Annotated in this window: 20 protein-coding genes and 3 tRNA genes; 16 read left to right on the top strand and 7 right to left on the bottom strand. The window is 59.0% G+C overall.

The window, feature by feature from the left end; translation table 11 throughout:
* The first annotated feature begins 68 nt into the window (after window positions 1–68).
* The 3 genes from xth to J3Q04_RS16090 all read left to right on the top strand — a co-directional run bounded on the left by xth (window position 69) and on the right by J3Q04_RS16090 (window position 3,459).
* Complete coding sequence (gene xth, locus J3Q04_RS16100; protein WP_420764647.1) at window positions 69–863, top strand: exodeoxyribonuclease III; 795 nt, start codon at window positions 69–71, stop codon at window positions 861–863.
* Window positions 864–978: 115 nt separating this feature from the next.
* Window positions 979–1,800, top strand: a complete 822-nt coding sequence (locus J3Q04_RS16095; RefSeq protein ID WP_434610630.1) for an arylamine N-acetyltransferase family protein — start codon at window positions 979–981, stop codon at window positions 1,798–1,800.
* A 138-nt stretch (window positions 1,801–1,938) separates the two neighbouring features.
* Entirely contained in the window at window positions 1,939–3,459 is a 1,521-nt protein-coding gene (locus J3Q04_RS16090) for a nucleobase:cation symporter-2 family protein (protein WP_420764645.1), read from the top strand.
* An 84-nt stretch (window positions 3,460–3,543) separates the two neighbouring features.
* Here J3Q04_RS16090 and J3Q04_RS16085 read toward each other — a convergent pair whose 3' ends face one another.
* Window positions 3,544–3,894 carry a hypothetical protein gene (locus tag J3Q04_RS16085; RefSeq protein ID WP_039589121.1) on the bottom strand — a complete coding sequence of 117 codons (351 nt, stop codon included), beginning with the start codon at window positions 3,892–3,894 and terminating at the stop codon, window positions 3,544–3,546.
* Between the two features lie 245 nt (window positions 3,895–4,139).
* On the opposite strand from J3Q04_RS16085, the gene J3Q04_RS16080 reads away from it, so the two are divergent.
* A complete protein-coding gene (locus J3Q04_RS16080; RefSeq protein ID WP_434610634.1) occupies window positions 4,140–4,961 on the top strand; it encodes a shikimate 5-dehydrogenase in 822 nt (273 codons plus the stop codon).
* A gap of 6 nt (window positions 4,962–4,967) precedes the next feature.
* Here J3Q04_RS16080 and J3Q04_RS16075 read toward each other — a convergent pair whose 3' ends face one another.
* Window positions 4,968–5,615: a YceH family protein gene (locus tag J3Q04_RS16075; RefSeq protein WP_420764643.1), complete on the bottom strand. Its 648-nt coding sequence runs from the start codon at window positions 5,613–5,615 to the stop codon at window positions 4,968–4,970.
* Between the two features lie 129 nt (window positions 5,616–5,744).
* On the opposite strand from J3Q04_RS16075, the gene J3Q04_RS16070 reads away from it, so the two are divergent.
* A complete protein-coding gene (locus J3Q04_RS16070) occupies window positions 5,745–6,254 on the top strand; it encodes a DUF1993 domain-containing protein (protein WP_420764642.1) in 510 nt (169 codons plus the stop codon).
* Window positions 6,255–6,333: 79 nt separating this feature from the next.
* Here J3Q04_RS16070 and sstT read toward each other — a convergent pair whose 3' ends face one another.
* A complete protein-coding gene (sstT, locus tag J3Q04_RS16065) occupies window positions 6,334–7,566 on the bottom strand; it encodes a serine/threonine transporter SstT (RefSeq protein ID WP_420764641.1) in 1,233 nt (410 codons plus the stop codon).
* Window positions 7,567–7,846: 280 nt separating this feature from the next.
* Between sstT and J3Q04_RS16060 the strand changes: the two genes are divergently transcribed.
* The gene (locus tag J3Q04_RS16060) at window positions 7,847–9,007 is read left to right on the top strand and encodes an MFS transporter (RefSeq protein ID WP_434610638.1); all 1,161 of its coding nucleotides are present in this window, start codon (window positions 7,847–7,849) and stop codon (window positions 9,005–9,007) included.
* Here the strand turns inward: J3Q04_RS16060 and nhaR are convergent.
* Window positions 9,004–9,900: a transcriptional activator NhaR gene (nhaR, locus tag J3Q04_RS16055; protein WP_420764639.1), complete on the bottom strand. Its 897-nt coding sequence runs from the start codon at window positions 9,898–9,900 to the stop codon at window positions 9,004–9,006. The genes J3Q04_RS16060 and nhaR overlap by 4 nt on opposite strands.
* Before the next feature lie 136 nt (window positions 9,901–10,036).
* On the opposite strand from nhaR, the gene J3Q04_RS16050 reads away from it, so the two are divergent.
* Complete coding sequence (locus tag J3Q04_RS16050) at window positions 10,037–10,300, top strand: hypothetical protein (protein WP_420764638.1); 264 nt, start codon at window positions 10,037–10,039, stop codon at window positions 10,298–10,300.
* Window positions 10,301–10,327: 27 nt separating this feature from the next.
* Window positions 10,328–11,077 (top strand): TerC family protein, encoded by a 750-nt coding sequence (locus J3Q04_RS16045; protein WP_420764637.1) that lies wholly within the window; start codon window positions 10,328–10,330, stop codon window positions 11,075–11,077.
* A 198-nt stretch (window positions 11,078–11,275) separates the two neighbouring features.
* Here the strand turns inward: J3Q04_RS16045 and J3Q04_RS16040 are convergent, their stop codons facing one another.
* On the bottom strand, window positions 11,276–11,440 hold the full coding sequence (locus tag J3Q04_RS16040; RefSeq protein WP_420764636.1) for a hypothetical protein: 165 nt from the start codon (window positions 11,438–11,440) through the stop codon (window positions 11,276–11,278).
* A gap of 222 nt (window positions 11,441–11,662) precedes the next feature.
* Between J3Q04_RS16040 and J3Q04_RS16035 the strand changes: the two genes are divergently transcribed.
* Window positions 11,663–12,340, top strand: coding sequence for a peptidase C39 family protein (locus J3Q04_RS16035; protein ID WP_434610642.1), 678 nt, complete (start codon window positions 11,663–11,665; stop codon window positions 12,338–12,340).
* A 99-nt stretch (window positions 12,341–12,439) separates the two neighbouring features.
* Window positions 12,440–12,643 (top strand): DUF6021 family protein, encoded by a 204-nt coding sequence (locus J3Q04_RS16030; RefSeq protein WP_420764633.1) that lies wholly within the window; start codon window positions 12,440–12,442, stop codon window positions 12,641–12,643.
* A gap of 51 nt (window positions 12,644–12,694) precedes the next feature.
* Here the strand turns inward: J3Q04_RS16030 and pbpG are convergent, their stop codons facing one another.
* Together pbpG and folD are read right to left on the bottom strand one after the other, a co-directional pair.
* Window positions 12,695–13,633, bottom strand: coding sequence for a D-alanyl-D-alanine endopeptidase (gene pbpG, locus J3Q04_RS16025; protein ID WP_434610644.1), 939 nt, complete (start codon window positions 13,631–13,633; stop codon window positions 12,695–12,697).
* 325 nt (window positions 13,634–13,958) lie between these two features.
* Complete coding sequence (gene folD, locus J3Q04_RS16020; protein WP_420764631.1) at window positions 13,959–14,813, bottom strand: bifunctional methylenetetrahydrofolate dehydrogenase/methenyltetrahydrofolate cyclohydrolase FolD; 855 nt, start codon at window positions 14,811–14,813, stop codon at window positions 13,959–13,961.
* 281 nt (window positions 14,814–15,094) lie between these two features.
* Here folD and J3Q04_RS16015 point away from each other — a divergent pair.
* From J3Q04_RS16015 to clpX, 6 genes are all read left to right on the top strand, one after another.
* Window positions 15,095–15,171: transfer RNA gene (locus J3Q04_RS16015), tRNA-Arg, on the top strand.
* Window positions 15,172–15,211: 40 nt separating this feature from the next.
* A tRNA-His gene (locus tag J3Q04_RS16010) sits at window positions 15,212–15,287 on the top strand.
* 58 nt (window positions 15,288–15,345) lie between these two features.
* Window positions 15,346–15,430 (top strand) — tRNA-Leu (locus J3Q04_RS16005).
* Between the two features lie 413 nt (window positions 15,431–15,843).
* The gene (tig, locus tag J3Q04_RS16000) at window positions 15,844–17,154 is read left to right on the top strand and encodes a trigger factor (protein ID WP_420764630.1); all 1,311 of its coding nucleotides are present in this window, start codon (window positions 15,844–15,846) and stop codon (window positions 17,152–17,154) included.
* A 92-nt stretch (window positions 17,155–17,246) separates the two neighbouring features.
* Complete coding sequence (gene clpP / locus J3Q04_RS15995; RefSeq protein WP_003183177.1) at window positions 17,247–17,888, top strand: ATP-dependent Clp endopeptidase proteolytic subunit ClpP; 642 nt, start codon at window positions 17,247–17,249, stop codon at window positions 17,886–17,888.
* A 107-nt stretch (window positions 17,889–17,995) separates the two neighbouring features.
* Entirely contained in the window at window positions 17,996–19,279 is a 1,284-nt protein-coding gene (gene clpX, locus J3Q04_RS15990; protein ID WP_109751640.1) for an ATP-dependent Clp protease ATP-binding subunit ClpX, read from the top strand.
* Window positions 19,280–19,290 lie beyond the last annotated feature (11 nt).

The raw sequence follows: 19,290 nt of genomic DNA, 5'->3' as shown, positions 1-19,290 counted from the left end.
AATGATTGCAACCCCCGAGGCCTGTCGCCGGTCACAGCTATGTCTTGGCATTCAGGAATTATTCGCCCATGAAGAACCTGCGGATCGCGACGTTCAACATCAACGGCATTCGGGCGCGGTTGCCTAACCTGCTGGAATGGCTGGAGCGGGAAAAACCCGATATTGCCTGCCTGCAAGAGCTCAAGGCTGCGGACAAGGACTTTCCTGCCGCCGAGTTGGAGTCGGTGGGATATGGATCGATCTGGCATGGCCAGGCTTCATGGAACGGTGTGGCGATCCTGGCCCGTGATGCGCAACCCCTGGAGAGTAGACGCGGGCTGCCAGGAGGAGAGGAAGACAGTCACAGTCGTTATCTGGAGGCGGCGGTGCATGGCGTGCTGGTGGGCTGCCTCTATTTGCCCAATGGCAATCCCCAGCCCGGTCCGAAGTTCGACTACAAGCTGGCATGGTTCGAGCGCCTGATCGACTATGCGCAGGCACTCCAGGCGAGTGATCATCCGGTGGTGTTGGCTGGGGACTACAACGTGGTGCCAACCGACATGGATATCTACAACCCACGCTCCTGGCTCAAGGACGCGTTGTTGCAGCCCGAAAGCCGGGAGTGCTACCAACGACTGCTGGACCAGGGGTGGACGGACTCCCTGCGTCACCTCTACCCAGAAGAGCGGATCTATACGTTCTGGGACTATTTTCGCCAGCATTGGCAAAAGAACTCCGGGCTGCGCATCGATCACCTGCTGCTCAACCCCGTGGCCAGTGCATACCTGAGCGACGCGGGCGTGGATGCCTGGGTCAGGAACCAGGAGCATCCCAGTGACCATGCGCCTACCTGGATTCGCTTGTCTTCGCGCAAGCGACGCTGAAGGGGCGAGCGGACCAAGCACTCGTGGGATTTGTCCGTAGGAAGGAAATGCCTTATACCTGCCCAATCGCAGCGCGCTAACCCAAAGCCCTGCCTTGACAGGAAAGGACATCCCCATGAGCCAACCTCGACTGAGCGACACCGGTCGCTATCTACGACGCCTGGGCTTTGACACGGCGCCGCCTCCAACGCTGGAAACGCTGCGTCAGCTTCAAAAGCGCCATACGGCCGAGTTTCCCTTCGAAACCCTCTCGACACTGTTGCGCCAGCCGGTCGCCATCGACCTTGAATCCGTCGAGCGGAAGGTTTTCGAACAGGGCCGTGGCGGTTATTGCTATGAACTCAACCAGTTGTTCCTGGCGCTGTTGCAAACCCTGGGCTTTGATGCCCAGGGCATCACTGGACGCGTTGTGATGAACGCCGCCGAGGGCGCCTGGACAGCGCGCACCCATCGCTTGAGCGTGGTGACGCTCAGTGGCGTGCGCTATATCACCGACGTCGGTTTCGGCGGTATGGTGCCCACCGCGCCGCTTTTGCTGGATAGCCGCGATATCCAGCACACGCCCCATGAGCCGTATCGCATCGACGTCAACCCGGATGGCTACCTGCTGCGCGCCCAGGTCGGCGATGAATGGCGCCCGATGTATCTTTTCGACCTGCAACGCCAGGAGGAAATCGACTATACCGTGGGCAATTGGTACGTCTGCTCCCATCCCGAATCACCGTTCATGGGAAGGCTGATGGTCGCCCGTACCGGTGAGGGACTCCGTAGGACGCTCAACGGCAACAGCTATGCCGTGCACCGGATCGGGCACGAAAGTGAGCGACGCACCATCAACGACGCGGATGAGCTGATCACGTTGCTGGAAAATGAATTCAGCCTCACGGTGCCGCCCCGGGAACTGCTGCGACCCGCAATCGAAGGGCTGTTGGTGTGATGCCTTGAGCGTTTTGGTTTAGCAATTGCATTCCCTGTCAGCGACGGATGCGCAACAAGTTGTATACAACTCTATGGACATTTGTCCTGACTTTTGAATACAGTGTGCGCATAACAAAAAACAGGGAACCCCCGAACCATGAAAACGCCCCATGTTTCACTCCCACGGCCCGAGGACGAAAACCTCGGGGTCGGCGCGAATATGGCTTACGGCCTGCAACATGTCCTGACCATGTACGGTGGCATCGTCGCGGTGCCGTTGATCATCGGCCAGGCGGCCGGGTTGTCCCCGGCCGACATCGGTCTGCTGATCGCGGCTTCGTTGTTTGCAGGGGGGCTGGCGACGTTGTTGCAGACCCTGGGCCTGCCGTTTTTTGGTTGCCAGCTGCCGCTGGTCCAAGGCGTTTCGTTCTCCGGCGTCGCAACCATGGTTGCAATTGTCGGCACCGGTGGGGAGGGCGGCTTCCAGGCCATCCTCGGCGCGGTGATTGCCGCCTCCTTGATCGGCCTGCTTATCACGCCGGTGTTTTCCCGCATCACGCGTTTTTTCCCACCTCTGGTGACCGGCATCGTCATCACCACCATTGGCCTGACGTTGATGCCGGTGGCGGCACGCTGGGCAATGGGCGGCAACAGCCATGCGCCGGATTTTGGCAGCATGGCCAACATTGGCCTGGCCGCGGTGACCCTGGTGTTGGTACTGGTGCTGAGCAAGATGGGCAGCGCGACGATTTCGCGGTTATCGATCCTGCTGGCGATGGTCATCGGTACGGTCATCGCGGTGTTCCTCGGCATGGCCGATTTTTCGTCAGTGGGTGAGGGGCCAATGTTCGGCTTCCCGACACCTTTTCACTTCGGCATGCCAACCTTTCATATCGCCGCGATTCTGTCGATGTGCATCGTGATCATGGTGACGCTGGTGGAAACCTCGGCCGATATCCTGGCAGTGGGCGAGATTATCGACACCAAGGTCGATTCCCGGCGTTTGGGCAACGGCCTGCGAGCAGATATGTTGTCGAGCATGATCGCGCCGATCTTCGGATCGTTCACCCAGAGCGCCTTTGCCCAGAACGTCGGCCTGGTGGCAGTGACTGGAATCAAGAGTCGTTTCGTGGTGGCGACAGGGGGTGTGTTCCTGGTGGTGCTTGGGCTGTTGCCCTTCATGGGCCGGGTAATCGCCGCCGTGCCGACCTCCGTGCTCGGAGGCGCTGGTATCGTGTTGTTCGGTACCGTTGCCGCCAGCGGAATCCGGACGCTGTCGAAGGTCGATTACCGCAACAACGTCAACCTGATCATTGTCGCCACGTCCATTGGCTTCGGCATGATTCCCATCGCCGCACCGAACTTCTACGATCATTTCCCGAGCTGGTTCGCGACGATCTTTCACTCCGGCATCAGCTCATCGGCCATCATGGCCATCATGTTGAACCTGGCCTTCAACCACTTCACCACCGGCAACTCCGATCAACAATCGGTATTCGCCGCCGGCACCGAGCGGGTGCTGCGTTATCAGGACCTGGCGGCGCTACGGGAAGGTGACTATTTCAGCGACGGCAAGTTGCACGACTGCGACGGTAACGAAATCCCCGTCGTAGCCGCACCTGAGCATCCCACTGGGGATCATGGCCCGGTGCGATTGAAAAGCGGTGAGCACGTCTAGCCTTGGCGAAACCCCAGCCCAACAAAAAGCAGCCTGCGATGATCAATCACAGGCTGTTTTTTTGTTTCGCTTTAGAGGGGCCGTTTACCAGCGCCCGTAGTGCCCACGTGGCGGACCGTAGTAATAGCCCCTCGGTGGCCCGTAATACACCGGGGCCGGGCGATAATAGATCGGCTGCTCGATATACACCGGCTGTGGCTGGTAGTAGACCGGTGGAGGTTGCTGCACGTAGACCGGCTGTGGCTGAACGTAGACGGGCTGTTGTACGTAAACCGGCCGGTCTCGGTTGATGAGCGCGGAGCCGACAATGGCAGAGCCGACGATGGCGCCGAACACTGCGGGCCCCTCCCAACCACCGCGACCATGGGCGGATGCCTGGCCGGTGACCGCGAGTGCCCCCACGAGCAGGGCGATGATAGGGAGTTTGCGTTTCATGGCGTTTCCTCGTTCCGACCCCGGCGCCTGTGGCCTGCTACAGACCCGAATAAGGGCGCGGGGATACTTGCTATGACAGCGATTTTCCCAGGATTTGCGGCGCTGTTGGGTAAAGGTTGTGTAAGGTCTGCGACAGATTTTTTTTACGAACACCGAGTCGGTTCGCTGCGCACGGTGTCTGATCATCGATGAACCGGTCGGGACGACACTCCCGTCCATCCGAAAGTGGCTTGAAGGAGACGCACATGCAGATGAACCCCAACAAAGACACCCAGCTATGCATGTCGCTATCGGGGCGCCCGGGCAATTTCGGCCTGCGTTTTCACAATCACCTGTATGAGCAGTTGGGGCTCAACTTCTACTACAAGGCGTTCACCAGCCAGGACCTGGCCGGGGCAGTGGGCGGGATCCGTGCTCTGGGTATCCGCGGGTGCGGTGTGTCGATGCCATTCAAGGAGGCCTGCATTGCCTTGGTCGATGAGCTGGATCCTTCCGCCGCTGCCATCCAGTCGATCAACACCATCGTCAATACCAATGGTCATTTGAAGGCCTACAACACGGACTACATCGCCATCGCGCAACTGTTGCAAAGCCATGCCGTGCCCAAGGAGTCAACGTTTGCCTTGCGCGGCAGCGGTGGCATGGCCAAGGCAGTCGCCAGCGCCTTGCGCGACGGCGGCTATACAAACGGCTTGATCGTTGCCCGCAACGAAACCACCGGCCGAGCGCTGGCCGACACGCTGGGTTACGAATGGCAAGCCGAGTTGGGTGACCGACGGCCGCGGATGCTCATCAACGTCACGCCGATCGGCATGACCGGCGGGGCGGAAGCGGACCTGTTGGCATTCGAGCCCGCCGCCATCGCTGCCGCCGACACTGTGTTCGATGTCGTGGCGATTCCTTCGGAAACGCCGTTGATCGTGCATGCCAGAGCGGAAGGCAAACGGGTGATCACTGGCCTTGAGGTCATTGCGATCCAGGCGTTGGAGCAGTTTGTCCTGTACACCGGCGTTCGGCCCAACCTGGAACAATTCGACAAGGCCGTGGCGTTTGCCCGAGCGGTGTAGGCCCTGTCATTCCAATCGTGCCAGCCGTTCTTCCAGCGCCGCGATTCGCGCTTCTAGCTCTTCGATACGCTCCAGCGATACGCCGCCGGCCGCGCTGCGTTCGGTCGGCTGGTGACGCGCGGCGAGGATCGCCTCGATGTCTGCCGGGTCGCCCATGGCATGCATGTAACGGTCTTCCCGTTGGCCGGCCTGGCGCGGCACCAGCAACGCCAGGCCACGAGCGATCAGGCGCTCCAGCTGATGCACCACCTGCTCGGTGTCCTCGAAATCATGCATGCGGCCGCTGCGGGTCAGCAGCTCATTGACGGTTTGCGGGCCGCGCAGGAACAGCAATCCCATCAGGATCACCTGGGCCGGCACCAGTTCCAGCGCCTTGTCGACCCGGTGCTCCCAGCGGTCGGCGCGACTGCCCATCACCAACCGGGTGAAACCACGTCCTTCCAGGGCTCGCAGGCTTTGGCCGACTGGCCCTGGGTTGAGGTTCATCACCGGTTCGCGGCTGGTTTTCTGGTTGCAAGCCAACACCAGCGCGTTGAGGGTGAGGGGGTAAGTCTCGGGATTGGTGGCCTGCTTTTCGATCAGGGCGCCAAGAATGCGGATTTCCGTGCTGTTGAGCCGCGGTTCTTCGGCCGGGCTTTGTTCTTCGATGCTCATCGCGCGTTCCCTATGCTGTGGAAGCCGCCTAGCCTAATCCTTGCGCAATAAAAGACAAGGTGCGCAACAAGCCGTGGCTATAATCGCCCACGTTTGATTCGTTTCCTTCCATTACTCCATGAGATCGCCATGACTATTTCCCTGTACGCTGCCTCCGTCCCGGTTTTCAAGCAAATGCTCAATGCCCTGAGCGATGTTTTGAACAAGGCCGAGGCCCACGCCACCTCCAAGAACATCGATCCGAACGCGCTCTTGCAAGCGCGCCTGTTCCCGGACATGTTCCCGTTGGTACGCCAGGTGCAGATTGCCGTGGACTTCGCCAAGGGCGTGTCCGCGCGCCTGGCGGAGATCGAAGTGCCGAAGTATGACGACAGCGAGACCACCTTCGCTGATCTGCAGGCATTGATCGCCAAGGTGCTGGCTTTCATCGATGGCATCAATGCCCAGCAGATCGACGGCAAGGAAGGCATCGAAATCGTGACCCGTCCGGGCACGCCGAAGGAGAAACGCTTCACTGGCCAGAATTATCTGCTGACCTACGGCTTGCCGCAGTTCTTCTTCCACGTGACCACCGCATATGCATTGTTGCGTCACAATGGCGTGGAAGTAGGCAAGCGCGATTACATGGGCGCGTTCTAACTCCCGCAGGCATGAAAAAGCCCGGGGCGGTGGAGCCGTCCCGGGCTTTTTTATGGCTGGCTGTCAGGCCACCAAGCGTTTACGCCGCGCCCCGCGCCCGCTCTTCTTCACCCAGGCAGGCCGCCGCCGTGAACAAGACATCGGTGGACGAATTCAACGCCGTTTCAGCCGAATCCTGCAGCACGCCGATGATGAACCCTACGGCGACCACCTGCATGGCGATTTCGCTGGGAATGCCAAACAGGCTGCACGCCAGGGGAATCAACAACAGCGACCCGCCCGCGACCCCGGAAGCACCGCAAGCGCAGACGGCGGCAACGACACTGAGCAGCACGGCGGTGGGGATATCCACCACGATACCCAGGGTATGCACGGCGGCCAGTGTCAGGACCGTGATGGTAATGGCGGCGCCCGCCATGTTGATGGTCGCACCCAGCGGGATCGAAACCGAGTACGTATCCTCATGCAGGCCGAGGCGTCTGCTGAGCTCCAGGTTCACGGGGATGTTCGCCGCGGAGCTGCGGGTGAAGAACGCGGTGATGCCGCTTTCACGCAGGCAGGTAAACACCAGCGGGTAAGGGTTGCGACGCAGTTTCCAGAACACGATGAGTGGGTTGACCACCAGCGCCACGAACAGCATGCAACCGATCAGTACGATCAGCAGATGCAGGTAGCCGAGCAGGGCGCTGAAGCCAGAAGTGGCGAGCGTCGAGGCCACCAGCCCGAAAATCCCCAGCGGGGCGAAGCGGATGACCAGGCGCACGATCACGGTCACGCCGTTGGACAGGTCTTCGAGCACAGTGCGCGTGGTTTGGCCGGCATGGCGAATGGCGATGCCCATGCCGATGGCCCAGGCCAGGATGCCGATGAAGTTGCCGGTCATCAATGCACGGACCGGGTTGTCAACGACGCTCAACGCCAGGCTTTGCAGCACTTCGCTGATGCCACCCGGTGCGGTGACCGCAACGTCCTGGGTGCTCAGCACAAGGCTGGAGGGAAACAGCGTGCTGGCGATGACCGCGACCACCGCGGCCGCGAAAGTACCCAACAGATAAAGGAACAGGATCGGCCGGATATGGGTCTCCTGGCCGTGCTTATGGTTGGCGATAGAGGCCATGACCAGCACGAACACCAGGATCGGTGCCACCGCCTTGAGCGCGGACACAAAAACCTTGCCGATGAATTCAGTGGATTTCGCCAGGTCCGGCGCCAGCCATGCCAGGACAATACCGGCGATCAGGCCAATAATGATCTGCGTGACCAGGCCGGTGCTTTTGAGGCGGTGCAATGGAGAAGGGGAGACAGCTGTCATAACGGTATCTCTGATTTTTTTATGTGTAACGGTCAGCCGAACGGGGCTATAAGCCGGCAGGCCACATGGACGGGACCGAAAGAAGGTAGAGCGTTTGCAGGTCGCGGACTTTATCACAGCCCGACGAAAAATCTGACGGACCCGTGACGATCCGTCACCCCCATGTTTGAGCACGTTTTTCTGACGGGCACATTCTGGTAGGCTTTGTCCTTCTCACTTTCCAATACCGCCAGCGGGCCTATGGCTATCGCTGGTGTCGTCGTTTTCCCCGGAGTCGCGCATGCTGTTACCCATTTTCCTGTTGTCCGCCGCCGGTTTTACGGTGTTGACCACGGAATTCATCATCGTCGGCCTGCTGCCTTCCATTGCCCGCGACCTGCACGTCACCATTCCCCAGGCGGGGCTGTTAGTGACGCTGTTTGCGTTTACTGTCGCGGCGTTCGGGCCGTTCCTCACCGCCTGGTTCGCCCGGGTTGAACGGCGCAAATTGTTTATCAGCGTGCTGGTGATGTTCGCGTTGGCCAACACCCTGGCGGCGCTGGCGCCCAACATCTGGGTCATGGCAGTTGCCCGATTGATCCCGGCCCTAGGCTTGCCTGTGTTCTGGGCATTGGCCAGCGAAACGGCAGTGGACATAGTCGGGCCGCAGTTCGCCGGGAGGGCCATCGCCCGGATCGGCTTCGGTATCGTCTGCGCCACGGTGTTTGGTATCCCGGTGGGTACGCTGATCAGCGATGCATTCGGCTGGCGAAGCGCCTTTGCGATCCTGGCCGTCATTGCGTTCGCCAAGGCGCTGCTGCTGTTCATCTACTTGCCTAGGACAAACCTGCATCAACACCAGGTGAGCTTTCGCTCGCAATTCAAGATCCTGCACAGCCCGTTGATGCAAGGGCATGTGTTGTTGTCGATCCTGGTGTTCAGCGGCATGTTCACCGCCTACACCTACCTCGCGGATATCCTTGAACGCCTGGCCGGCTTCGATGGCACGCTGGTGGGCTGGTGCCTGATGGGTTTTGGCGCGGTAGGCCTGCTCGGCAATTCCCTGGGCGGTCGCGCGGTGGACCGGCATCCCTTGATCGCCTCGATGGTGTTCTGCCTGTTCATGATCGGCGGCATGGTCGCGCTGGTGCCGAGTATCCATTCGACTCTTGGGCTAGCCGCCGCCCTTGGCATATGGGGCGTGACCCAGGCGGCGCTGTTTTTGGTCAGCCATGTCCGGCTGATGAAGGCCGCACCAGAAGCTCCGGCCTTTGCCGCGTCGCTGAATATCGCGGGGGCGAACCTGGGTATAGGCCTGGGCGCGATGGTTGGCGGTCGGGTCATCGATACCCTTGGGCTGGGTAAGGTCGGTTTCGCCGCGGCCGGGTTCATTCTGGTGTCGATCCTGCTGGCGTTATTGCTGATGACGTTCAAGCCCCGCGCCGCCTGTGTGCAGCGCTAAGCGCTGAACAGCTCGCGCCGCGCCCCCTCGGCGATCGCGACGATGCCCGGGTGGCTGACCTTGCGCTCCACGGAGATGGCGTAGAAAGACTCGCTCACCGCATCGGTCTGGCCGATCACCTGTACCCCGTATTGCTGTTGGACTTCTTCAGCGATCACGCTGGGACCGATGAAGATCCCGCTGCCGGATTGCCCAAACGCCTGCATCAATGCGCTGTCATCGAATTCACCGACGATGCGCGGTTGGATCTGCTGTTCAGCGAACCAGCGTTGCAGCCGGCTGCGCACGACTGTCTCCGGCCCGGGGATCAGCAGCGGTGCGTCATGCAGGCCGTGGGGGAAGTCCTGCCCATGATGTTCGGCCAACGCCGGGGTGGCGAAAAAGCTGATTCCGCATTCCCCCAGTTTCTGGCTGTAGCCCTTGATATCCAGATGACTTGGCATCGGACTGTCGGAAATCACCAGATCCAGGCGCTGGATCGCCAGGTCGGCCAATAGCCGTTCGAGCTTGTCTTCCCGGCAGGTAATGCGCAGCGGCTCGCTCAATTCCATGGTAGGTGCCAACAGCCGATAAACGATGGATTTGGGCACGACGTCCGCCACCCCGACCCGGAACAGCGTTTGCTGCTCGTTGGGTTGAGCCCGCAGCATCAGCTCCAGTTCGCCGCCCAGTTGGAACATGTGCTCGGCGTAAGGCAGCGTCTGGCGGCCGGCCTCGGTCAGTTCCAACTGGCGTCCGACTCGGCGGAACAGCTTGATGTTGTAGGTCTGTTCAAACAATGAGATTTGCCCGCTGATGGTTTGCGGCGTCAGGTTCAGTTGCTCGCAGGCCCGCACGATGCTGCCGGTTTTCGCCACGACCCAGAAATAATGCAGCTGTCGATAATTGAGCATGATTCTCGCCGCTTCGTAAAAACCGAAGTATAGCCGCTGAAAATACGAATTTTCCTGAAGTATTTCCCTCTCTAGAATTCCGGGCCATCGGTGAGCCATCTTTCGTGCTCCCTCTATTCTCTGAGAGGCAATGTGCATGACGTATAGAACCCTGGGGCTTGCAGCCTTGCTGGCATTTTCCTCGATGGCCCTGGTGGGCTGCGAACAAGCGGAAAAAAGCGCCCAACAATTGGCCGAGCAGTTGAAGGAGCAAGCTGTCGAAACGGCCAAGCAGGCCATCGACGATACGCACAAGGCCGCCGAGCAAGCCCTCAGTGACGCCACCGGCGGGCTGATCAGCCCCAAGAAAGCGCCGGAGAAGGACGCTGAAGAATCCGAACCCGCTACCCATACCCTCTAACCCGTCAAATCGAGTCAGGACTGACCCATGGATTATCTGTTACAGCTCGCCGCCAGCCCCACCGCCTGGATTGCTCTGGCAACCCTCGTCGTCATGGAAATCGTGCTCGGCATCGATAACCTGATCTTCATTTCGATCCTGACCAACAAGTTGCCCGAGCAACACCGTGCCAAGGCGCGGCGGATTGGCATCGGCATGGCGTTGATCCTGCGCCTGGGTCTGCTGAGCACCATCGCCTTCATCGTGCAATTGACGGAGCCTGTCATCGAGATTCTCGGCCAGGCGTTTTCCTGGAAGGACATGATCCTGATCGCCGGCGGCCTGTTCCTGTTGTGGAAGGCGACCACCGAGATCCATCACAGCATGGACCCGGCGCCCAATGATCCGAAGTCGGCCACTTCCGGCGTGACCCTGGGGTTTGCCGCTGCGATCGGTCAGATCCTGATGCTTGACCTGGTGTTCTCCATTGACAGCATCATCACGGCGGTGGGCATGACCGAGCACTTGCCGATCATGATTATTGCCGTTGTGGTCTCGGTATTGGTGATGCTGCTGGCCGCCGAGCCGCTGGCGAAATTCATCAACGACAACCCCACCGTGGTCATGTTGGCCCTGGGCTTCTTGATCATGATCGGCATGACGCTGATCGCGGAAGGCTTCGGTGCCCACGTGCCCAAGGGCTATATCTACGCGGCCATGGCCTTCTCGGCGGCTATCGAGGTGTTGAACATGATGTCCCGTCGCGCCAAGCAGAAGGTCTTGGTCGACGAAGCCTGATCCAAGGCAGACAAAAGCCGCCCGGGTTAACGCCCGGGCGGCTTTTTTCATGGTGACGCTCTAGGCCCTATACGAAACGTATCCGCACTCGCCCAGACTGCGTTGAACGAGGTTCGGAATGCTCATGTACTTCAGGACACTGCGCTTCCTCGCCCCGTTTCGCGTTGTCTGGCCTTCGCGATCACATTTCTGCAGGCCCTAGTGCGCGGTGGCGTGGCGCCTGGAAGATTTAGTGGTCTGCTGCATTTCTCGTCTTGGTGCGGGATGGTGGCGACGGGCGATTCGCAACACCCCCCACAACATGGCTGCCGCTACGCTCAACCAGCCGAAAACCAGCATCAGAATAGTCGTCATCAGGCTCATCTGTGCCTCCTTCTGCCCAGACCGGGCAATGCACTCTTACAATGGACAGTCTAGTCGCTCAAGTGTTACGGGCAGTCGATATCTTGCATGTGCAAAGAATCGGTTGGTTCTATCACGGTGTCGAAACTGTCGCTTATGGCTATACCCGGGCCGGCACGCGTCTTATCATCGTCGGCCCAAGCCCGGCCTTGATACCGGGGCTGTCTGAATAAGAGAGTCATCATGTTGCCAGTAATTTCATCTTTTCGATCACTGGTATTCGCGACGGCGTGTCTCGCCGCCCTGGCGGGATGCGCGGGAAGTGTGTCGCCGCAAGTAAAGCGACTGCCTGAACGGGTAGAACTCAACAGCGTGCCGTTCTTTCGTGGCGAAATGTTCCAGGGCGCGCCGCAATCCCTGGCGGCCCTATTGACGTTGCAAGGCACAGTGACTACCCCAGGGTTGTTGGAGAAGCCGCTGCACCTGCCCGGCGGCGAGGCCCGTTTACAGCAGAACCTGCAAACCCTGGCACGTGAACATGGGCTGGTGGTGTATCCCCTGGAGGCTGAGCTTGGCGCGTTGCTCGAACAGGTGGCTGCCGGTTATCCGGTGTTGCTGCGCTATACCGACGGCTCGGCGTTCTGGGCTGAGCCGCGCTACGCAATCCTCGTGGGTTATAACCGGCACAAGCGCACCGTACTGCTGCGTTCAGGGATGAATCGCCGCTCCTCGATGAGTTTCGGTGCGTTCGAATCGGCTTTCAAAGGCGCTGGCGGTTGGGCAGTCTTGGTCCAGCAACCGGGGCAGTTGCCGGCCAATGTCGATTCGAAGCGCTGGTTGAAGGCCGCCGATGAGTTGGCCGGAGCAGGGCAGGAACAGGCAGCCGCGCGCGCCACCAAGGCTTTGGGCACCGCCCGCTGAGCGCTGCCCCGTTCGTCACCTGGCGGGCACGACCCGGCGTGCCTCGGGTTCTTACCGTCAAGGCCTGGAGTTTCCAGGCCATGATCCAAGGAGGCAGCAATGGCACAATCGAAAACACCTTCGGGACCGCATTCTTCCGAACATTCGTCCGGTGACGATGACTTGGGATTCGATCCCGACTCTCCGGACCTCGACGATCCCCAAGTCGATCCGATAGGGCCGGCCAAGGCACCCCAGGATGAGGACGACGAGGAACCGCCTTCTTCCCGGCCTTATGATCCGCTGGGTGATTTGAAGCCCTGAATGCAAATAGCCCCGACGAGTCGGGGCTATTCATGTGTGATGTATCGCGCCTTATTTAGACGCTTCCACCACACCGCTCTGGCGACTCTTGAGGTTCTTAGCGGCTTTGTATTGCAAGGCCACAGCCGGGACGCTGGCGCTTTTTCCGGTCTCGACCCAGCTACGGATGCGGCTTGCGTCGGCGAAGTGGGTGTATTTGCCAAACGCATCGAGGATGACCAGTGCCATCGGACGATTGCCCATCTTGGTCACCAATACGAGGCAGTGACCCGCCTGATTGGTGAAGCCGGTCTTGGTCAGTTGAATATCCCAATTGGCCTTGTGCACCAGGTGATCGGTGTTGCGAAAGCCCAAGCTGTAGACCGGTTTGCGGAACGTTACAGTCTTTTCCTTGGTGGTGCTCAGCTCACTCAGCAAGGGGTATTTGCGCGCGGCGATCAGCAGCTTCGTCAGGTCCCGGGCCGTCGACACGTTGTGGATTGACAGGCCGGTGGGTTCGACGTAATGGGTGCTGGTCATGCCCAGGGCCTTGGCTTTGGCGTTCATCGCCGCGATGAACGCCGCATAACCGCCTGGGTAATGATGGGCAAGGCTGGCGGCGGCTCGATTCTCCGACGACATCAATGCGATCAGCAACGTATCCCGGCGGGACAGTTCGCTGTTGAGCTTGACCCTGGAAAACACGCCTTTCATTTCCGGTGTGTTCGCGATGGTCATGGAAATGTATTCATCCAGGTTCTGCTTGGCGTCCAGCACGATCAGGCCGGTCATCAACTTGGTTACCGATGCAATCGGCACCACGACATCCGGACTGCTGGAATACACCACTTTGTCGGTCTGCAAGTCCAACAGGATGGCGCTGCCGGATGCGACTTGCAGTTTGGAAGTGTCCCGTGGAGCAGCGATGGTTTCCTGGGCACTGACGTTGTGCGCGATGAAAGTCCCTGTAAAAACGAAAAACAGACTGATGATCGAAAGACGGATTTTCACGCGAGTAGACTCGATTGAGTTAAGGGTGCCGTTGAGCGGGGCGTGTTGAAAAAGCGCCGCATTTTATGAGTATGGGCGATGACAGCGCCATATGCCGCTGCCACCGGGACGCTTGAATAAATAAAGTTTAATGGACGGGGATTCTGGCGAATCGAATCTGAAAAAAATGTAATTCGAGCGTCACGGGTTGGATCGGATGTTGGCAGCTGAAAACACTGTGGGAGCGAGCTTGCTCGCGATAGGTAGGTTTCAGTCAACGGATATGCTGGCTGGTCCACCGCTATCACGAGCGAGCTCGCTCCCACAGGTTGCGTCGAGGCCTTTATCAGCTATGAAGCGTCTCGGCCGCGTACAGCGTGTTTTCCAACAGGCAGGCACGGGTCATCGGGCCGACGCCACCGGGAACCGGTGTGATCCAACCGGCGCGGGGCAGGGCGGTCTCGTAGGTCACATCGCCTACCAGTTTGCCGTCGTCCTGGCGGTTGATGCCCACGTCGATCACGATGGCGCCTTCCTTGATCCATTCGCCTTTGACCAGGCCAGGCTTGCCGGCGGCAACCACCACCAGATCGGCACGGCCGACGTGGCCGGCCAGGTCCTTGGTGAAGCGGTGGGTCACGGTGACGGTGCAGCCAGCCAACAGTAATTCCATCGCCATTGGGCGACCGACGATGTTGGAGGCGCCCACGACCACGGCATCGAGCCCGTAAAGATCCACCCCGGTGCTTTCCAGCAAGGTCATGATGCCCTTGGGCGTGCAGGGGCGCAGCAATGGAATGCGTTGGGCGAGGCGGCCGACGTTATAAGGGTGGAAACCGTCGACGTCTTTGTCCGGACGGATACGTTCCAAAAGCTTGGAGGCGTCCAGGTGTTCAGGCAGCGGCAACTGGAGCAGAACACCGTCGATGTTCGGATCGTCGTTCAGGCGGTCGATCAGATCGGCCAGCGCTTGCTGAGTGGTTTCGGAAGGCAGGTCGTAGGCCTGGGAAAGGAAGCCGACCTCTTCACAGTCTTTACGCTTGTGCGAGACATAAACCTGAGAGGCAGGATCGCTGCCGACCAGGATCACCGCAAGGCCGGGCGTGCGCAGGCCTTGCTGGCGGCGCTCGGTGACTCGTTGGGCGATCTGCTGGCGCAGGCTGGCGGCGATCGATTTGCCGTCGATAAGTTGTGCAGTCATTGCGCGTGGTTAACCATCGAGAGGGGAAAAAAAGAGAGCGCATTCTCGCATGCCGAGGCGTGAGGGCAAAGGCGCTTGGTCTGTAAATTCCCCTAACCCCTTTAATTAAATGAATTTTTTTTAAAAAAGAGTTGACGACCTATCGGGCCGTCTATAACATTCGTCGCACTTGTCGGGCACAGCCTAGCACTGGTTAAGAAGGTGGAGCGGAGTTGGATGTTTCAACTCGGTAAAACTGAAAGCACTTAGTTTGTAATCGTCCAAGAATACAGATTAAAAAGGCGCCCGTAGCTCAGCTGGATAGAGCATCCGCCTTCTAAGCGGATGGTCGCAGGTTCGAGTCCTGCCGGGTGCGCCATTAGGCAGCTTTGGCACAAGTAAGGCAACAAGGCAATATGGTGGGCGTAGCTCAGTTGGTAGAGCACGGGATTGTGACTCCCGTTGTCGTGGGTTCGATCCCCATCGTCCACCCCATATTCTAGAAAGGCGCCAGATTTAACAGTCTGGCGCCTTTGCTTTAAAAGCTTGATACGCGGATGTGGTGGAATTGGTAGACACACTGGATTTAGGTTCCAGCGCCGCAAGGTGTGAGAGTTCGAGTCTCTCCGTCCGCACCATACAAGTCGCTATTTAATTAGCAGAGAACGGCGCAGAACCTGAAAAGGGCTGCGCCGTTTTTGTTTTATTCGCGGACTCATGTCCGGTTTTTTTCATGCGGGCACAGGGCGATTCGTCGCGATTGTGTTTCGTGATGATGCTTGGCATGTCCGTCGGTCTTTTCGTGGAGGCCTTACGCCAAGTGCTCGAGGGCGGCGCTTCTATATATAGAAGCGCCGTGCAGAGCCCTGGCGAGGATCGACTTTATTTGCAAACCGGGCGGGGCATGACTGATTGCTCCGCTTCTAAACCCGGCGCCTGTTTCCCGCGCGTTTTCAGTAGGGTGACTTCTTGAGTTTGACCTACTAGAATGCATGCCCTTGATTCTGGGGTCGGAAACGCCCGGCCAACGTCTGTGCAACGAGGAATATCCATGCAAGTTTCTGTTGAAAATACTTCTGCTCTTGAGCGCCGCATGAGCATCACCGTGCCAGCTGAGCGTATCGAGACTCAGGTCAACAAGCGTCTGCAGCAGACTGCCCAAAAGGCCAAAATCCCAGGTTTCCGCCCAGGCAAAGTGCCAATGAGCGTGATCCGTCAGCGTTACGAAGCTGATGCGCGCCAGGAAGCCGTGGGCGACGTGATCCAGTCTTCTTTCTACGAAGCAGTGGTCGAGCAGAAGCTGAACCCGGCTGGCGCTCCTTCCGTCGAGCCTAAAGTGCTGGAAAAAGGCAAGGACCTCGAGTTCGTCGCCACGTTCGAAGTGTTCCCTGAGTTCACCGTTGCCGGTTTCGAATCCATTGCCGTTGAGCGCCTGAGCGCCGACGTTTCGGACGCCGACCTGGACAAGATGCTGGATATCCTGCGCAAGCAGAACACCCGCTTCGAAGCGACCGACCGTGCCGCCCAGAACGAAGACCAGCTGAACATCGATTTCGTCGGCAAGGTCGACGGCGAAGTATTCGCTGGCGGTTCCGCCAAGGCTACCCAGCTGGTGCTGGGCTCGGGTCGCATGATCCCAGGCTTCGAAGACGGCCTGGTTGGCGCCAAGGCCGGTGAAGAGCGCGTCCTGAACGTGACCTTCCCCGAGGACTACCAGAACCTGGACCTGGCTGGCAAAGCCGCCGAGTTCACCGTGACCGTCAACAGTGTTTCCGAGCCGAAGCTGCCTGAGCTGAACGAAGAATTCTTCGCTCAGTTCGGCATCAAGGAAACCGGCCTGGAAGGTTTCCGCGCCGAAGTTCGCAAGAACATGGAGCGTGAGCTGCGCCAGGCCATCAAGTCCAAGGTCAAGAACCAGGTCATGGACGGTCTGCTGGCTTCCAACCCGATCGAAGTGCCAAAGGCCCTGCTGGACAACGAAGTGAACCGTCTGCGCGTACAGGCCGTTCAACAGTTCGGCGGCAACATCAAGCCAGACCAACTGCCGGCCGAGCTGTTCGAAGAGCAGGCCAAGCGCCGCGTGGTACTGGGCCTGATCGTCGCCGAAGTGGTCAAGCAATTCGAACTCAAGCCTGACGAAGCCCGCGTGCGCGAGCTGATCCAGGAAATGGCCTCGGCCTACCAAGAGCCTGAGCAAGTGGTGTCCTGGTACTACAAGAACGAGCAGCAGCTGAACGAAGTCCGTTCGGTTGTGCTGGAAGAACAAGTTGTGGATACTGTTCTGCAGAAAGCTAGCGTGACCGACAAAGCGGTCTCTTACGAAGAAGCGGTCAAGCCGGTGGAAGCTCCACAAGCCGATTGATGGTTCTGCGGTAAGAAATACACACCATAAGCCAGCCTTCGCGCTGGCTTATGCGTATTCAAGACATAACTATTTGGGAGTGACTGCGAGACATGTCCCGCAATTCTTTTTATCAGCAGAGCTCTGACATCCAGGCCGCAGGCGGCCTGGTCCCTATGGTTATCGAGCAGTCCGCCCGTGGCGAACGTGCCTATGACATCTATTCGCGCCTGCTCAAGGAGCGCGTCATCTTCCTGATCGGCCCCGTCGAAGACTACATGGCCAACCTGGTTGCGGCGCAGTTGCTGTTCCTTGAGGCGGAAAACCCGGACAAGGATATCCATCTGTACATCAACTCTCCCGGCGGTTCGGTGACTGCGGGCATGTCGATCTACGACACCATGCAGTTCATCAAGCCTGACGTGTCCACCATCTGCATCGGCCAAGCCTGCAGCATGGGTGCGTTCCTGCTCGCCGGCGGCGCAGCGGGCAAGCGCCATTGCCTGCCTAACTCGCGCATGATGATCCACCAGCCATTGGGCGGCTTCCAGGGCCAGGCGTCGGACATCGATATCCATGCCAAGGAAATTCTGCATATTCGCTCGCGCCTGAATTCGTTGCTGGCCCATCACACCGGCCAAAGCCTCGAAACCATTGAGCGTGACACCGAGCGTGACAACTTCATGAGCGCTGAGCGTGCGGCCGAATACGGTCTGATCGACTCTGTGATCAACAAGCGTCAAATGCCTGCCTAAGCCGCTCAAAATGCAGGTGGTTGGGATGACCGGCCGCCTGCGGGCTTGAAAAAGCCCGCAATTGCCTTCATCTTGTGTTGCAAGCCTATCGGATTTGGATCGATCGAATGACTGACACCCGCAACGGCGAGGACAACGGCAAACTGCTTTATTGCTCCTTCTGTGGCAAAAGCCAGCATGAAGTACGCAAATTGATTGCCGGTCCCTCGGTCTTCATTTGCGACGAGTGCGTCGACCTGTGCAATGACATCATCCGCGAGGAGGTGCAGGAAGCCCAGGCCGAAAGCAGCGCGCATAAGTTGCCTTCGCCTAAAGAAATCAGCGGCATCCTTGACCAGTATGTTATCGGTCAGGAGCGCGCGAAAAAGGTACTGGCCGTAGCGGTGTACAACCACTACAAGCGCCTGAACCAGCGTGACAAAAAGAATGACGAGGTCGAACTCGGCAAGAGCAACATCCTGCTGATCGGCCCTACGGGCTCGGGTAAGACCCTGCTTGCAGAAACTCTGGCCCGCTTGCTGAACGTTCCGTTCACCATCGCCGACGCAACCACCCTCACCGAGGCGGGTTATGTGGGTGAGGACGTCGAGAACATCATTCAGAAGTTGTTGCAGAAGTGCGACTACGACGTGGAAAAGGCCCAGATGGGCATTGTTTACATCGATGAAATCGACAAGATTTCCCGCAAGTCGGATAACCCGTCCATTACCCGGGATGTTTCCGGCGAGGGCGTGCAACAGGCCTTGCTCAAGTTGATCGAAGGCACGGTCGCTTCCGTACCGCCCCAGGGTGGTCGCAAGCATCCGCAGCAGGAGTTCCTGCAGGTCGACACCCGTAACATCCTGTTCATCTGCGGTGGTGCGTTCTCTGGCCTCGAAAAGGTCATCCAGAACCGTTCGACCCGTGGTGGCATCGGTTTCAACGCCGAAGTCCGCAGCAAGGAAGAGGGCAAGAAGGTCGGTGAATCCCTGCGTGAAGTCGAGCCTGACGATCTGGTCAAGTTCGGCCTGATCCCTGAATTCGTCGGTCGTCTGCCGGTCCTGGCGACCTTGGACGAGTTGGATGAAGCAGCATTGATGCAGATTCTGACCGAGCCGAAAAACGCCCTGACCAAGCAATACGCCAAGCTGTTCGAAATGGAAGGCGTAGACCTTGAGTTCCGTTCGGACGCGCTGAAGTCGGTTGCCAAACGAGCCCTGGAACGCAAGACCGGTGCCCGTGGGTTGCGCTCGATTCTTGAAGGTGTGCTGCTCGATACGATGTATGAAATCCCCTCGCAATCCGAGGTGAGCAAAGTCGTGATCGACGAAAGTGTCATCGAAGGCAAGTCCAAGCCACTGTATATCTACGAAAACAGTGAGCCGACTGCCAAGGCTGCGCCGGACGCGTGAGTGTCCCGCAG

Source organism: Pseudomonas sp. D4-21 (genome assembly GCF_051132125.1).
In the GTDB taxonomy this organism is placed as follows: domain Bacteria; phylum Pseudomonadota; class Gammaproteobacteria; order Pseudomonadales; family Pseudomonadaceae; genus Aquipseudomonas.
The sequence above is the reverse complement of the archived record's forward strand: the minus strand, read 5'-3'. Positions and strand labels throughout refer to the sequence as shown.

Coding starts and splice junctions, on each gene's coding strand:
- J3Q04_RS16035 (WP_434610642.1), top strand. CDS start 11,663: ATGTTGCCAGTAATTTCATCTTTTCGATCACTGGTATTCGCGACGGCG.
- clpP (WP_003183177.1), top strand. CDS start 17,247: ATGTCCCGCAATTCTTTTTATCAGCAGAGCTCTGACATCCAGGCCGCA.
- J3Q04_RS16050 (WP_420764638.1), top strand. CDS start 10,037: ATGACGTATAGAACCCTGGGGCTTGCAGCCTTGCTGGCATTTTCCTCG.
- J3Q04_RS16075 (WP_420764643.1), bottom strand. CDS start 5,615: ATGAGCATCGAAGAACAAAGCCCGGCCGAAGAACCGCGGCTCAACAGC.
- J3Q04_RS16045 (WP_420764637.1), top strand. CDS start 10,328: ATGGATTATCTGTTACAGCTCGCCGCCAGCCCCACCGCCTGGATTGCT.
- J3Q04_RS16085 (WP_039589121.1), bottom strand. CDS start 3,894: ATGAAACGCAAACTCCCTATCATCGCCCTGCTCGTGGGGGCACTCGCG.
- J3Q04_RS16040 (WP_420764636.1), bottom strand. CDS start 11,440: ATGAGCCTGATGACGACTATTCTGATGCTGGTTTTCGGCTGGTTGAGC.
- J3Q04_RS16080 (WP_434610634.1), top strand. CDS start 4,140: ATGCAGATGAACCCCAACAAAGACACCCAGCTATGCATGTCGCTATCG.
- J3Q04_RS16095 (WP_434610630.1), top strand. CDS start 979: ATGAGCCAACCTCGACTGAGCGACACCGGTCGCTATCTACGACGCCTG.
- J3Q04_RS16060 (WP_434610638.1), top strand. CDS start 7,847: ATGCTGTTACCCATTTTCCTGTTGTCCGCCGCCGGTTTTACGGTGTTG.
- J3Q04_RS16070 (WP_420764642.1), top strand. CDS start 5,745: ATGACTATTTCCCTGTACGCTGCCTCCGTCCCGGTTTTCAAGCAAATG.
- folD (WP_420764631.1), bottom strand. CDS start 14,813: ATGACTGCACAACTTATCGACGGCAAATCGATCGCCGCCAGCCTGCGC.
- J3Q04_RS16030 (WP_420764633.1), top strand. CDS start 12,440: ATGGCACAATCGAAAACACCTTCGGGACCGCATTCTTCCGAACATTCG.
- sstT (WP_420764641.1), bottom strand. CDS start 7,566: ATGACAGCTGTCTCCCCTTCTCCATTGCACCGCCTCAAAAGCACCGGC.
- tig (WP_420764630.1), top strand. CDS start 15,844: ATGCAAGTTTCTGTTGAAAATACTTCTGCTCTTGAGCGCCGCATGAGC.
- J3Q04_RS16090 (WP_420764645.1), top strand. CDS start 1,939: ATGAAAACGCCCCATGTTTCACTCCCACGGCCCGAGGACGAAAACCTC.
- nhaR (WP_420764639.1), bottom strand. CDS start 9,900: ATGCTCAATTATCGACAGCTGCATTATTTCTGGGTCGTGGCGAAAACC.
- xth (WP_420764647.1), top strand. CDS start 69: ATGAAGAACCTGCGGATCGCGACGTTCAACATCAACGGCATTCGGGCG.
- clpX (WP_109751640.1), top strand. CDS start 17,996: ATGACTGACACCCGCAACGGCGAGGACAACGGCAAACTGCTTTATTGC.